This window comes from Caulobacter sp. AVps16, assembly GCF_058681455.1.
This window is the reverse complement of record NZ_CM178739.1, coordinates 1,596,666-1,609,551: the sequence shown is the minus strand read 5'-3', so window position 1 is coordinate 1,609,551 and position 12,886 is coordinate 1,596,666. Positions and strand designations below refer to the sequence as shown.

Annotated in this window: 12 protein-coding genes; 3 read left to right on the top strand and 9 right to left on the bottom strand. The window is 62.9% G+C overall.

The window, feature by feature from the left end:
• Window positions 1-3: 3 nt before the first annotated feature.
• The 7 genes from hfq to dusB all read right to left on the bottom strand — a co-directional run bounded on the left by hfq (window position 4) and on the right by dusB (window position 8,498).
• The gene (gene hfq, locus ACW17U_RS07830; RefSeq protein ID WP_013079113.1) at window positions 4-252 is read right to left on the bottom strand and encodes an RNA chaperone Hfq; all 249 of its coding nucleotides are present in this window, start codon (window positions 250-252) and stop codon (window positions 4-6) included.
• A 155-nt stretch (window positions 253-407) separates the two neighbouring features.
• Entirely contained in the window at window positions 408-1,271 is an 864-nt protein-coding gene (locus ACW17U_RS07825) for a D-amino-acid transaminase (protein ID WP_062146459.1), read from the bottom strand.
• Window positions 1,272-2,660 carry a nitrogen assimilation response regulator NtrX gene (gene ntrX / locus ACW17U_RS07820; protein WP_062146460.1) on the bottom strand — a complete coding sequence of 463 codons (1,389 nt, stop codon included), beginning with the start codon at window positions 2,658-2,660 and terminating at the stop codon, window positions 1,272-1,274. It lies immediately after the preceding gene.
• Entirely contained in the window at window positions 2,657-4,897 is a 2,241-nt protein-coding gene (locus ACW17U_RS07815; protein ID WP_492055461.1) for a sensor histidine kinase NtrY-like, read from the bottom strand. The genes ntrX and ACW17U_RS07815 overlap by 4 nt, the downstream gene beginning before the upstream one ends.
• 57 nt (window positions 4,898-4,954) lie before the next feature.
• Complete coding sequence (locus ACW17U_RS07810; protein WP_062146462.1) at window positions 4,955-6,376, bottom strand: sigma 54-interacting transcriptional regulator; 1,422 nt, start codon at window positions 6,374-6,376, stop codon at window positions 4,955-4,957.
• Between the two features lie 2 nt (window positions 6,377-6,378).
• Window positions 6,379-7,494 (bottom strand): two-component system sensor histidine kinase NtrB, encoded by a 1,116-nt coding sequence (locus ACW17U_RS07805; protein WP_062146463.1) that lies wholly within the window; start codon window positions 7,492-7,494, stop codon window positions 6,379-6,381.
• A complete protein-coding gene (gene dusB / locus ACW17U_RS07800) occupies window positions 7,491-8,498 on the bottom strand; it encodes a tRNA dihydrouridine synthase DusB (RefSeq protein WP_492055460.1) in 1,008 nt (335 codons plus the stop codon). The genes ACW17U_RS07805 and dusB overlap by 4 nt, the downstream gene beginning before the upstream one ends.
• Before the next feature lie 99 nt (window positions 8,499-8,597).
• Between dusB and ACW17U_RS07795 the strand changes: the two genes are divergently transcribed.
• A complete protein-coding gene (locus ACW17U_RS07795) occupies window positions 8,598-9,749 on the top strand; it encodes a bifunctional 2-C-methyl-D-erythritol 4-phosphate cytidylyltransferase/2-C-methyl-D-erythritol 2,4-cyclodiphosphate synthase (protein ID WP_492055459.1) in 1,152 nt (383 codons plus the stop codon).
• Window positions 9,750-9,788: 39 nt separating this feature from the next.
• Window positions 9,789-10,289 carry a CinA family protein gene (locus ACW17U_RS07790; RefSeq protein ID WP_492055458.1) on the top strand — a complete coding sequence of 167 codons (501 nt, stop codon included), beginning with the start codon at window positions 9,789-9,791 and terminating at the stop codon, window positions 10,287-10,289.
• Here the strand turns inward: ACW17U_RS07790 and ACW17U_RS07785 are convergent.
• Both ACW17U_RS07785 and lipA read right to left on the bottom strand, forming a co-directional pair.
• Window positions 10,276-10,731, bottom strand: a complete 456-nt coding sequence (locus ACW17U_RS07785) for a type II toxin-antitoxin system RatA family toxin (RefSeq protein ID WP_492055457.1) — start codon at window positions 10,729-10,731, stop codon at window positions 10,276-10,278. The two genes, ACW17U_RS07790 and ACW17U_RS07785, sit on opposite strands and share 14 nt — an antisense overlap.
• Before the next feature lie 2 nt (window positions 10,732-10,733).
• A complete protein-coding gene (lipA, locus tag ACW17U_RS07780; RefSeq protein WP_062151458.1) occupies window positions 10,734-11,711 on the bottom strand; it encodes a lipoyl synthase in 978 nt (325 codons plus the stop codon).
• Window positions 11,712-11,793: 82 nt separating this feature from the next.
• On the opposite strand from lipA, the gene ACW17U_RS07775 reads away from it, so the two are divergent.
• Window positions 11,794-12,834, top strand: a complete 1,041-nt coding sequence (locus tag ACW17U_RS07775) for an alpha/beta fold hydrolase (protein ID WP_492055456.1) — start codon at window positions 11,794-11,796, stop codon at window positions 12,832-12,834.
• Window positions 12,835-12,886 lie beyond the last annotated feature (52 nt).

Here is a 12,886-nt window from a genome sequence, read left to right as displayed (position 1 = left end):
AATTCAATCGTCGGAATCGGCGCTCGGCTCATACAGCTGGACAGGCTGGGCCGGCATGATGGTCGAGATGGCGTGCTTATAGACCAGTTGCGACTGTCCATCGCGCCGCAAAAGCACACAGAAATTGTCGAACCAGCTGACAACGCCCTGCAGCTTGACGCCATTGACCAGGAAAATGGTGAGCGGCGTCTTTGATTTGCGCACGCTGTTCAGGAACGTATCCTGCAGATTTTGTTTCTTTTCGGCAGACATTGGGGGTTCCCCTCTTATTGTTTCGGAGGGCAAAGCACCCTCCACACAAACAAGTCCATGCTAGTTCATTTTTCGCTGAACGCGATCACCATTCAGTGGGAAAATGCGTCCTGCGTCGAAATCGCGCTGTTTCCAGCCTGTAGAAAGGCTGATGATCAGATGGCTTTCGCTCTGGCCCTCTCGATGTAAAGACGCCGCAACCGGGTCGCTACGGGACCAGGCGATCCGTCACCAACCTTGGTCCCGTCAATGCTGACAATGGGCAAGACCAGGGTGCCCGCTCCGGTGATGAAGGCCTCCCTGGCAGACTGCGCCTCGGCAATCGTGAAGGGCTTTTCGTTGATGGGCAGGCCTGCGTCCCGGATCACCTCAAACAAGGTCGAGCGAGTGACGCCACGCAGAATATTGGCATTGGTGTCCCGGGTCCGCAGATGACCCTCGGCGTCTATGATCCAGGCATTTGACGATGCGCCCTCGGTAACCAGCCCAAGGTCGTCAACAAACCAGGCTTCGATCGCGCCACGTTCCCGCGCTGCCTGCTTGGCCAAGGCGTTCGGCAAGAGACCAATCGACTTGATATCGCAGCGCCCCCATCGGTTCTCAGGCACGCTGACCACAGCCCCACCTTGTTCGGCCTTGCGTTCAGCCAGGGCACGATCCGTTGATTTGGCGGTGACGACCACCGACGGCGGGACGGCGGGATTTGGAAAGGCATGATCGCGGCGCGCAACGCCCCGCGTCACCTGCAGATAGACCAAGCCATCCCGTACCATGTTTCGGCGGATCGCTTCGCGCAGGACGCAGGTCAGAGCCGCCTGGCCCATCGGATGCGCGATACGCAAGCTATCCAGACTGCGCCACAGGCGCGCAAAATGGCCTTCAGCATCGGCCAGCTTGCCGTCGAAAATCGCCCAGACCTCATAGACGCCGTCGGCCAGCTGATAGCCACGGTCCTCAATATGTACGACGGCGTCGCCATGGCGGACAAAACGGCCGTTCACATAGGCAAAGCGCGACATCTAGTCTTCCTCGTCCGCCCGAGCGCCGGCCACACCCAGGGATTTGAGCTTGCGGTGGAGTGCCGACCGCTCCATCCCGATGAAATTGGCCGTTCTGGAGATGTTGCCGCCAAAACGCAGGATCTGGGCATTGAGATACTCGCGCTCGAACAGCTCTCGTGCCTCGCGCAACGGCAAGGCAATGATCCGCTCAGCCCCGATGGCACCCGCGTGACCTGCTGATGGCTGTTCTGATCCGGCCAGCATCTCGGCGGTGATCAGGTCACCGGGTTCGCCGGCAGCGAGGATCAGCATACGCTCAACATTGTTGCGCAGTTGGCGGACATTGCCCGGCCAGGTCTGCACCTGCAGGGTCGCCAGGGCGTCATCGCCCAAACGCCGCCGAGGCAAACCGGTGGCCTCAACGATGCGGTCGATGAAGAAGCTGATCAGTTCGGGAATATCTTCGCGACGCTCCGAAAGGCCCGGAACGCGAACGGGCACGACATTCAGCCGATGAAACAGGTCCTCTCTGAAGCGACCGGCTGCGATCTCGTCCCGCAGGTCGCGCGAGGTCGATGATATGACGCGAACGTCGACCTGCACGTCACTATCGCCACCCACGCGACGGAAACGTTGTTCAACCAGGACGCGCAGAATGCGACTCTGCGTTTCCCGCGGCATATCGGCCACTTCATCAAGATACAGGGTGCCACCATGGGCACGCTCAAAGACGCCGATCTTCCGGGGCCGTCCGCCCTCGCCTTCCTCACCAAACAGCTCGACGTCCAGACGCTCCGGGGCCATGCCGGCCGAACTCACCGCCACAAACTCCTGACGGGTCCGGGCACTCGCGCCATGGATGAGGCGGGCGACGAGTTCCTTTCCTGAGCCTGGGGGCCCGGAAACCAGCACTCGGCTGTTCGCAGGCGCGACCTTGGCAATCATCTGGCGAAGGGCCTGGGCGGCGGCCGATTTTCCCATCAAGCCGTCAGATGTGAAGCTTTGGGCGCGAAGCCGGCGGTTTTCGCGCTTCAGTCCTGCGGCTTCCAGCGCTCTTTCGACCACCAGCAACAGCCGATCCGCCTTGAAAGGCTTTTCCAGAAACTCATAGGCACCGCGCTTGATCGCACTGACCGCGGTTTCAATATTGCCGTGGCCTGAAATCATGATGACTGGGAGATCAGGATCCAGTCCCTTGACCATGTCGAGCAATTCCAGCCCGTCCATACCCCCGCCCTGCATCCAGATATCCAGGACGAGCAAGGCCGGTTTCCGCGCACGCAAGGCCGCCAGGGCTTGATTGGAATCGGCAGCCGTCCGCACGGCGTAGCCCTCATCCTCCAGTATGCCGGCCACGAGATCGCGAATGTCGGCCTCGTCGTCAACGACAAGCACGTCAGCGCTCATATCAGCTCCTCTACGCCACCGAGGGCCGACGCGGACAGGCGTGCGGTCGCCGGAAATTTCAGGATTACCCGGGCACCGGGCACAACTTGGGCATCGGTCAGAACCAGCGAACCCTCGTGGTCTTCCATGATCCGCTTGACGATCGCCAGACCCAGGCCAGTTCCCTTCTCCCGGGTCGTGACATAGGGCTCAGTCAGGCGGTCCCGATCACGCTGAGGCAGACCGATGCCATTGTCCTCAATGAACACGCAAAGGTCGTCCTCCTGCGCAACGAGGGTCGCAGTTATGCGACCCCGTGGCTCCGGGGTGATGTGCCGTCGGGCCCCTACGGCTTCGCCGGCATTCTTGAGAATGTTTGTCAGGGCCTGCCCCACCATGCGTGCATCACACTTGATGAGGATGTCTTCACCCGGCTCGTCGAGCACCACATCGATTTCCGGGTCGACAAAACGCTGGGCAAAGACGCTCTGGCGCAGCATCTCCGTCAGGTTCGCGGGCTCGAAACGCGGAGCGGGCATCCGGGCGAAAGCCGAAAACTCATCGACCATTCGGCCAATGTCTCCAACCTGCCGGATGATGGTCTCGGTGCAGCGATCAAAGGTATCGAGATCGCTGGAGATTTCCTTGCGGTACTTGCGCTTGATGCGCTCTGCAGAAAGCTGGATCGGAGTCAGGGGGTTCTTGATCTCGTGGGCAATCCGTCGGGCAACGTCTTTCCAGGCGGCATTACGCTGCGCGGCGACCAATCGCGTAATGTCGTCGAAGGTCAGAACAAGCCCTTCGGCGACCTGTCCCGCGCCACGAACACGCAGGCGCCGTGTCTCGCCGTCCCGCACCAGATCAACCTCGACCTCGGCGTCCGAGCGCCCCTCCAGGATCGTCTCGACGACGACGTCAAATTCCGGTGCCGCCGCGATCAGATCAACCCCTACAGCATCCTCGCGCAGGCTGAGCAGGGTCACCGCCCGTCGGTTCAGAGCCGAGATGCGGCCCTGGCTGTCCAGGCTCACGACGCCTGCGCTGACCCCGGACAAGACTGTTTCGATGAAATGCCTTCGGGTCTCCGCGTCCAGACTGGCGGTCCGAAGAGCCGCCTGCTGAACCTGAAGATCTGTCGTCATCATGTTGAAAGCATGAGACAAGGCCCGTATCTCTTCAGGGCCAATCTCAGCATCCACCCGCGCATTCAGATCGCCCGCAGATACGCGGCCCGCCGCTTCCACCAGCCCGGCGACGGGACCGGCGATCGAGTTGGCAGCGGCCATCCCGACCCAGACTGCCGCGACCAAAACCAGAAGAGCAGTCTCGGCATAACTCAAACCAAAGATGGCCTGAATTCGCACCCGACTGCGTTCAGCATCCCGGTAAGAAATCAGCGAATCCTCGGCTTCGATCAGGTGGCTCAAAATACCTGTGTCGATCGGACGGACGACATAGAGATAGGCGTCAGGAAAGGCCTTCAGCCGATAGAGTGCGCGAAAGAGGTCAGAGGACACAAAGCGTTGGGCCATGGCCACGCCTGAATCGGCGCCCTCAAAGGTAGAGGGCGGCGGTGCCAGGAAGGCCGGAGCCCCCGGCATTTCGGCCCGGGCGAGGATCCGTCCATCACGGTCCAGAACATAGGCGGCTGTAAAGCCGCTGTTGGCGGTTTCTCCGGCCAGGAAATGGCTGAAAACCACCGGCGACTGCGACATCGCCGGTGCGGCGTCGTTCAGGTTGGCCGCCATCGGACGGATGTGTTCGCTGATAAAGCTGGTTTGCTCAGAGACGTAGGACCGCGCCACCTTTGCCGAATTTTCGACGACGGTTCGGACCCTCTGGCTGAACCAGCCTTCGACACCGCGATTGACCAGAACCCCAAAGAACAGAGCGACAATGACGGCGGGAGCAACCGCAGCGAACGAAAACAAGCCAACAAATCGAAGGTGTAGTCGAGCGCCGGCGTCATTCGCACGGGCGTCGATCATTTCAAACAGCCGAAGCCCCACCACCGTGGCAATCGCCAGGATGAGGACCAGATTGAAACCGAGTACGACGAGGATCGCGGTGCTGGCAGGGCTTATCGGGCCGCTCTTGGGCGGTGACGAAACCAGGGCCACGCCTGTCACAGTCAGGATCACTGCAAGGGCGTAAGCTCCGCCTAAGACAGAGCGCGACGTGAGCACCTCCGACCACCAGGACCGGCTGAACCGGGGCGCGGGGAGCTCTGACCCAACTGCGGACATGACTGACGCCATGGGACCAGTTTAGGAGTGAGTGTGCCTCAAAATCAACAGCTATGTGCTATATTAGCTTCATCGCCTGCCGCGAGACATCTCAACGCCCAGATCCTGGATTTTCTTGCGCAGGGTATTGCGGTTAAGGCCGAGGATCTCAGCCGCGCGCACCTGGTTGCCCCGGGTAGCAGACAGGGTCAGTTGGATCAGTGGGCGCTCCACTTCCTGCAGGACCCGATCATACAGGCCAGCGGCAGGAACTCCGTCCGGCTGGTCTGCGAAATGCCCGGCAAGATGGCGCTCGACCAGCATGGACAGGGTCACCGGGCCTTCATCAGCGCGAACCGCCGGTGTGTGGTCCTGCAATTCCCGATCGACGATGCGCGCCGTGATCAGTTCCTCGGCGTAGAGGGCACACATCCGCCGGATCAGATTCTCCAGTTCGCGAACATTTCCCGGCCAGGAATGAGCCTTGAGTCGATCTAGAGCGCTGGAATCGATGGTCTTGGCCGGCAGGCCCTCACGGTTGGCGCGGAGCAGGAAGGTGCGGGCCAGATCAGGGATATCCTCAGTTCGGTCTCGCAGGGGCGGCAGCCGGACCGGTGCAACATTCAGCCGGAAGAACAGGTCCTCGCGGAACAACCCCTGCTGGATCAGTCCGCGCAGGTCGCGATTGGTGGCCGCGATGATGCGCACATTAGGACGGCGTCCGGTCTTGGGATTCAGGACGGGTTCAGTGCCGTCGATGACACGCAGGAGGCGGGTCTGGGCGTCGAGCGGCATGTCGCCGATCTCGTCCAAAAACAAAGTACCGCCATCAGCCTCGATCAACCGTCCGAGATCACCATCGCCTCGACCAAAGAGCTCGGTCTCCACCCTTTCCCGCGGGACGGCCGCCAGGTTGATAACCACGAACTTGCCATCGCGGCGACGGCCCAGCTCATGCAGCGCGCGGGCGACCAGTTCCTTGCCCGTGCCGCTCTCACCCAGGATCAGAACCGTCAGGTCCGCGCCAACCAAGCGGGCGATGGTCCGATAGACTTCCTGCATAGGTGCCGAACGGCCGATCAGCGGCAAGCGTTCGTCGCGCATGGCCCGGGCCTGGGCCTTGGAGGCCTCCGCATCGGCCGGGCGAGACAGGGCGCGCCTGGCCGCCGCCGTGACGTCGTCCAGATCAAAAGGCTTTGAGACATACTCGAAGGCACCCGCGTCGGCAGCGTTGACGGCTGTCAGCAGGGTATTCTGTGCGCTCATCACAATGATGGGCAGTTTGGGGCGCTCCTTGCGGATGCGCGGCAGGACGTCGAAGACGTTCTCATCGGGCATCATGACATCGGTGACCACCAGGTCACCTTCCCCATCCATGACCCATTTGAGCAAGGTGGTAGCATTGCCGGTGGCGCGAACCTGGTAGCCCAGCCGGGTGAAGGCCTGGCTGAGAACAAGCCGCACCGACGAGTCATCGTCCGCGATCAGGATCTTCTTGCTTGCGGCGTTCATGCTTACGCGTCTCCGGCGGAGGGTTCAGGCGCCACAGGAAGCAGCACGCGGAAAACGGTGCGACCGGGCTCGGACTCAAAATCGATCAAACCGCCATGGGCGGTGACCAGCTTGGTCACCAGGGCCAGGCCAAGGCCGGTGCCATTGGGCTTGGTGGTGACGAACGGTTGGAACAGGTGGTCGCGAAGGCTCTGGGGAACGCCAGGACCATTGTCCTGCACCCGGATCTCGATCGGTGCACCGCTGGCCGCCTTGCCATTGGCCCCTCGAACCCGAACGCCCGGTCGCCAGGCTGTATGGATCGAAATAGCGCCGCGTCCGTCGCCACGCATGTGAGCAGCTTCGGCGGCGTTCTTCACCAGGTTCAGGAAGATCTGAATCAGATGATCTTCATCGCCCCAGACCGCCGGAAGGGATGGGTCATAGGTCTCTCGCAGGGTGAGCCCATCGGCGACTCCGTTAGCGACAAGGGCGCGGATGCGATCAAGGACCTGGTGGATATTGACCGCCTCTCGCGGCGTCGGCAGGTCTTCGGAGAAGGCTTCCATACGATCGACAAGGCGCCGAATGCGGTCCGTCTCATCGACAATCAGTTGGGCCAGGGGCTGGTCTGCCGCAGAGGCACCGGTCTTCAAAAGTTGGGCGGCACCGCGAATTCCGGCGAGTGGGTTCTTGATCTCATGGGCCAGCATCTTGCCCAGCCCGACGACCGAGCGCAGCCCGGCGGCATCCGCGCTGCGATCTACGCCCAGCACACCCTTGACATGCAGGGTCAGGAGGACTGAGCCGTCTCCAAGCGGTGCGGCTGCCCCGTCAGCCTCAAAAGGCGGCTGACCAAAGAGATTGACCTCAACCCCATGCTCGCGAACCGGTGCCCCTTCAAAGATGGCACGGTCCAGCAGAGATACCAGCACGGACCCGGGCGGTAGGGCGGCGCGAAAGCGACCACGCGCCAGGAGCGACAGGCCATGACCAAACAGCGCCTCAGCCGCTTCATTGACGGCGACCAGACCGCCATCGCGGTCAACGACCAGGGCGGGTTCCGGGCTCAGGTCAAAGGCGGCCGCCTTCAGGGTCTCAGGGGCCTTGCCGCCAAGTGCGCGGGCGTGGTCGCTCATGCAGCGATCCTCCGGTCTCCGAGCCAAAGGCGCGTCAAGGCGCTTTCAACCCGTTCAGGTTCATCCAGGCGACAGAGGCTGGAGCGCGCGGCGCGGCGCTCTTCGGCTGTCTCAGGCCAGGGTGCGGCATCGATGTAGGACGCCAGATGCTTGCGGAACATCTTCAGGCCGAGAGGCAGCCCGTAGAACTCGAGGCTCCGCCGGAAGTGGGTCAGGGCGATCGCCAGCCGCGCCTCGGCATCAGGCTCAACGAAGGATCGGCCCTCCAGGGTCGCTTCAATGGCACCCGCGATCCAGGGCCGACCATAGACTCCACGGCCAATCATCACGCCGTCGGCACCGGATTGGTCGAGCGCCCGGCGCGCGCTGTCACCGTCGACGATATCGCCATTGACCAGCACGGGGATGGAGACCGCCGCCTTGACCTCAGCAACGGCGGACCAATCCGCAATGCCCTTGTAGAACTGGCTGCGCGTTCGGCCATGGACCGTGATCGCCTTGGCACCCGCCGCTTCGGCCCGGCGGGCGATGTCGGCGGCATTGCGAGTTGAATCGTCCCATCCCAAACGCATCTTCACTGTGACCGGAACAGAGACGGCGGCGACTGCCGCCGCGACCAGGGCTTCGGCCAAGGCTGGCTCGCGCATAAGCGCCGAACCACACTGCTGTCCGGCGGAAACCTCTTTGGCGGGGCACCCAAAATTGAGATCCACGATCTCAGCCCCGGCTTCTGCCGCCATGCGTGCACCCTGGGCCATCAAGGCCACGTCGCGACCGACCAACTGAACCACCATAAGCGGCAAGCCCTCGCCGACTGCGGCCCGCCGAACGACGTCAGGCCGTCCGCGCGCAAACTCGGCGCAGGCCACCATTTCCGTCGCCACATAGGGTGCGCCAAGCGCCGTGGCCGTTTCTCTGAAAGGCAGGTCAGAAACACCGGTCATGGGCGCGATCCAAACGCGTCCCGGTACTTCCACACCGCCAATATCGAGCGAGTTGCTCATTTTGTAATCATCCCCACCGCTGTGTTTTTAGGCACATTGTGCGCCGCAGTAAAGCCCGGATCGACTGGACAACCGCAGCCGCCGGACTAAACAGCGGACATGACCTTTTCCGTCGTGATTGTCGCTGCCGGCACCGGGACCCGGGCAGGCCCGGGCCAAGCCAAACAATGGCGCTCCCTCTCCGGGAAACCCGTTCTGCGCTGGTCGGTCGAGAGCTTCCTTGCCGCAGGGGCCGCTGACGTGGTGATCGTCACCTCCGACGACGGGCAGGACATGCTGCCAGAGGTTCTGGCGGGACTAGACGGCTGGCGCAGCGCTCGGGGCGGCGCAACGCGGGCGCTTTCAGTGCAGGCCGGCCTTGCGGCATTGTCTGAACGGCCGTCTGACGAAGCCGTCCTGATCCACGACGCTGCCCGGCCCTTCGTGACGCGCAGTACAATCCTGGCCCTGCTCGACAAGCTTTGTGAGGCGGACGGCGCCATACCGGCGCTCCCTGTCGCGGACACCCTGAAGCGCGCCCTACCCGGCTCTCCCCTGGAAACCACATCACGGGACAATCTCTGGCGAGCCCAAACGCCGCAGGCTTTCCGCCGAGGGCGCCTGATCTCCGCCTATTCCGCCTGGTCAGGCCCGCTTGAACCCACCGATGATGCCCAGGTCATGGAAGCCGTCGGCGGCAAGGTTGCCCTGGTGACAGGTGATCCGCTCCTTCTGAAACTGACCTACCCCGAGGATTTCAACATGGCCGAACGCCTGGCGGGCGCAGCCCGTATCACTCGCATAGGTCAAGGATTCGACGCCCATCGCTGGGGCCCAGGCGACTCTGTCTGGCTCTGTGGCGTTGAAATCGTCCACGATGAAACCCTGATCGGACACTCTGACGCTGACGCCGGTCTGCATGCCCTGACAGACGCCATTCTGGGGGCCATTGGCGAAGGCGACATTGGCGACCATTTCCCGCCGACTGACCCCCAATGGAAAGGCGCATCGTCGGATCGGTTCCTGCAGCATGCGGCAGACCTTGTCCGTCGCAAGGGGGGCACCCTCATCAATGTCGACGTTACGCTGATCTGCGAGCGCCCAAAGATCAAACCTCACCGTGCCGCGATGCGAGAGCGTCTGGCGGAGATTCTTTCACTTCCGCTCGACCGGGTCAGCGTCAAGGCGACGACAACCGAGCAAATGGGTTTTACCGGCCGAGGCGAAGGCTTGGCGGCTCAGGCCGTCGTCGCCGTCGAGACTCCGGCCTGAAGGGTATAGGCTCAGGCCTATGGCTGCTGGAGATACCTGATGTTCCCGCTCGAGATCGAAACCCTGGCCCGACTGCTTGTCGCCGAGGCGCGCGACCAGTCCTTGCGGCTGGTCGCCGCCGAGAGTTGCACAGGGGGGCTCGTTGCCGGAGCAATCTGCTCGATCTCCGGCGCTTCAGACGTCTTCGAACGCGGATTTGTCACCTATACCAATCGGGCCAAGTCCGAGATGCTGGGCGTTCCTGGTGATCTGATCGCTGACCACGGCGCCGTTTCCGAGCCCGTCGCCAGAATGATGGCCGAAGGGGCCCTGGCCCAAAGCCATGCCCATGTCGCCGTCTCGATCACCGGCATAGCCGGTCCAGGTGGCGGCACGCCAATGAAGCCGGTGGGGACCGTCCACTTTGCGCTGGCGCGATCCAATCGCTCGGTTGTGCACCGACACGAGGTCTTCGATGGCCAAACCCGTGAGGCGGTACAACTGGCAGCCGTCAGGACCGCGCTCGAAATGCTTCGCGAAGCGGTGGCTAAGCGAGGCTAGGCCCGTGGATCTGTCGGGCACGCTCCTCAAAACAGGCGATCAGCTTGTCGGCGGCCCGATCCAGATTTGACGCGAGAAGAGCGTCGAGCATCCGCGACTTGAAGGCAAAGTCGATTACGAACTCAACCTTGGTGCCGCCACCGTCCGGGCTGAAGCGCCACTGGTTGGCCAAGCGCTTAAACGGGCCGTAGAGCAGGCTCACATCCACCGTCAGTTGCTCGGTATCCCGCCTCACGCGCGTGGCAAACCGCTCCCTCAGGAACGAAAAGCCCACCTGCGCCTCGGCGTCGACCGTGCTGATTCCGCCATCCTCGCGTGCGTTCCAGGTTCGCATGCCGGTAAGCCAGGGCACGAAATCGGGATAGGCATCGACATCACCCACCAGGGTGAACAACTGCTCAGGGGTGTAAGGCAGGACCCGGGTGACAACGTGACGGTGCAAGCCTAGGCCGTCCTGGCATCAAGGGCACGGCGGGCGGCCTGAAGCTTCGCAAAATCCTCGCCCGCATGGTGTGATGACCGCGTCAGAGGGCTGGCAGAGACCATCAGGAAGCCCTTGGCGCGCGCAATGGCCTCATAGGCCTTGAACTCTTCCGGGGTAACGAACCGGTCAATCGCAGCGTGCTTGCGGGTAGGCTGCAGGTATTGGCCGATGGTGATGAAGTCCACGCCGGCGGACCGCATGTCGTCCATCACCTGCATGACCTCTTCCTTGGTCTCGCCCAGACCGACCATCAGGCCCGACTTGGTGAACTGGCCCGGATCGCGCTCCTTGACCCGCTCCAGCAGGCGCAGGGAGTTGTAGTAGCGGGCACCCGGGCGGATTTTCAGATAGAGCCGCGGCACGGTTTCGAGGTTGTGGTTGAAGACGTCCGGACGGGCGTCGATCACCACGTTTTCCGCGCGATCCTTCCGCAGGAAGTCCGGGGTCAGGATCTCGATGGTGGTGCCGGGTGCGGCGGCGCGGATGGCCAGGACCACCTCGGCGAAGTGCTGGGCCCCGCCATCGGCGAGGTCGTCGCGGTCCACCGAAGTGATGACCACGTGCTTGAGGCCCATCTTGGCGACGGCCTCGGCAACGCGGCGCGGCTCGTCGGCGTCCAGCGCATTGGGCAGGCCGGTGGAGACATTGCAGAAGGCGCAGGCTCGCGTGCAGATCTCGCCCATGATCATCATGGTGGCGTGCTTCTGGCTCCAGCACTCACCGATGTTCGGGCAGGCTGCTTCCTCGCAGACCGTGGTCAGCTTGTGGTCACGCACGATGCTGCGGGTTTCGTTGTAGCCTGGAGACCCGGGAGCGCGCACACGCAACCAGTCGGGCTTGCGCAGGACGGCCGTATCCGGGCGGTTCTGCTTTTCGGGGTGGCGCGCCGCACGATCTTCCGCACTGCGCGCCTTCAGCGTGTCGATCACTGTGGCCATGTTGCCTAAATCGGACTTCTTGCGCTCCGGATCAAGCACGCGATCTTGCATGTACGGCAAAGGCACGAAATGACTGGCCGCCATGCGCCGCAGCTTTCTCGCAGTCCTGCTTCTCCTGAGCTTGGCCGGTTGTACCGACGGCGGCTCTCGCGCACCGTTTGCGGAAAGCCGGACCCCGCCGTCCCTCGCCTCTCGATTTTACCCGCCGGACAATTGGGCCTGGGGCTATGTCCGCGTCGGAGATGGCCCGGCCCAGCGCTACGGCGTATCGGCGCCCCCCATCGGGCCCAGGGCGACCATCGTCATACTGACCGGCTATGGTGAACCCGCGGAGAAATGGTTCGAAACGGTCCAGCACCTGAATTCAGCCGGTTACACGGTCTGGATCCTCGAGCGCCAGGGCCAGGGTGGTTCCGAGCGCCTGACGCCTTGGCGGGACCTGGGGCATGTCGACAGCTTTCAGCCCGATGCCGCAGCCCTCCGTGCCCTGGTCAAGGTCGTCATCCGGCCGAGAGCTGACAGACCGCTCCTCCTCCTGGGTCACGCCGATGGCGCTCTGGTCGCTTTAGGGAGTGTCGAGGATGGCCTGCCGACGGACGGGCTGATCCTGTCCTCGCCGACGTTCGCGTTGAAGCCGTCGTCAAGTCGGAGCAGTGCCCTCTATCCATGGGCCAACCGGTTGAAGCTGGGCTGGATCCGATCGCCCCATGAGAAGGGTTGGAGCCGTGCTGGTCCTGATGAGTTCCAGTCAGCCCTGACCAGCGACAGGGTCCGCGGAGGCGTTCAACAGGCCTGGCTTACGGCCAATCCCGACCTGCGCATGGGCGAACCCAGCATTGGCTGGCAAGCCGCGCACGAAGAGGCTTCAGGCCTCGTGCGCACCAAGACAGCCCGGGTTCAAGCTCCAGTCCTGATCCTGGCTGGCGGCAAGGACACGGTGACGCCTAACGCCCTGGCATCCAAAACCTGCTCGGCGCTCGCCGATTGCCGGATGGTCAGTTTTCCCGCCGGGCGTCACGTCCTGCATATGGAATCAGATGCCGTTCGCAATGTTTGGCTGGCGGAAATTGACGGGTTCATAAGGACTCGCATTGCCGCCAGGACCCAACGCCGCAACAGTTAATGTCACGCTTTGTGACTCTTCCTTGCAAAGCTGGACCTTCCCCGGCAGACTC

What these genes read in the sequence shown, in the direction of transcription:
- hfq (WP_013079113.1), bottom strand. Translation starts at nt 252, where the DNA reads ATGTCTGCCGAAAAGAAACAAAATCTGCAGGATACGTTCCTGAACAGC.
- ACW17U_RS07825 (WP_062146459.1), bottom strand. Translation starts at nt 1,271, where the DNA reads ATGTCGCGCTTTGCCTATGTGAACGGCCGTTTTGTCCGCCATGGCGAC.
- ntrX (WP_062146460.1), bottom strand. Translation starts at nt 2,660, where the DNA reads ATGAGCGCTGACGTGCTTGTCGTTGACGACGAGGCCGACATTCGCGAT.
- ACW17U_RS07815 (WP_492055461.1), bottom strand. Translation starts at nt 4,897, where the DNA reads ATGGCGTCAGTCATGTCCGCAGTTGGGTCAGAGCTCCCCGCGCCCCGG.
- ACW17U_RS07810 (WP_062146462.1), bottom strand. Translation starts at nt 6,376, where the DNA reads ATGAACGCCGCAAGCAAGAAGATCCTGATCGCGGACGATGACTCGTCG.
- ACW17U_RS07805 (WP_062146463.1), bottom strand. Translation starts at nt 7,494, where the DNA reads ATGAGCGACCACGCCCGCGCACTTGGCGGCAAGGCCCCTGAGACCCTG.
- dusB (WP_492055460.1), bottom strand. Translation starts at nt 8,498, where the DNA reads ATGAGCAACTCGCTCGATATTGGCGGTGTGGAAGTACCGGGACGCGTT.
- ACW17U_RS07795 (WP_492055459.1), top strand. Translation starts at nt 8,598, where the DNA reads ATGACCTTTTCCGTCGTGATTGTCGCTGCCGGCACCGGGACCCGGGCA.
- ACW17U_RS07790 (WP_492055458.1), top strand. Translation starts at nt 9,789, where the DNA reads ATGTTCCCGCTCGAGATCGAAACCCTGGCCCGACTGCTTGTCGCCGAG.
- lipA (WP_062151458.1), bottom strand. Translation starts at nt 11,711, where the DNA reads ATGGCCACAGTGATCGACACGCTGAAGGCGCGCAGTGCGGAAGATCGT.
- ACW17U_RS07775 (WP_492055456.1), top strand. Translation starts at nt 11,794, where the DNA reads ATGCGCCGCAGCTTTCTCGCAGTCCTGCTTCTCCTGAGCTTGGCCGGT.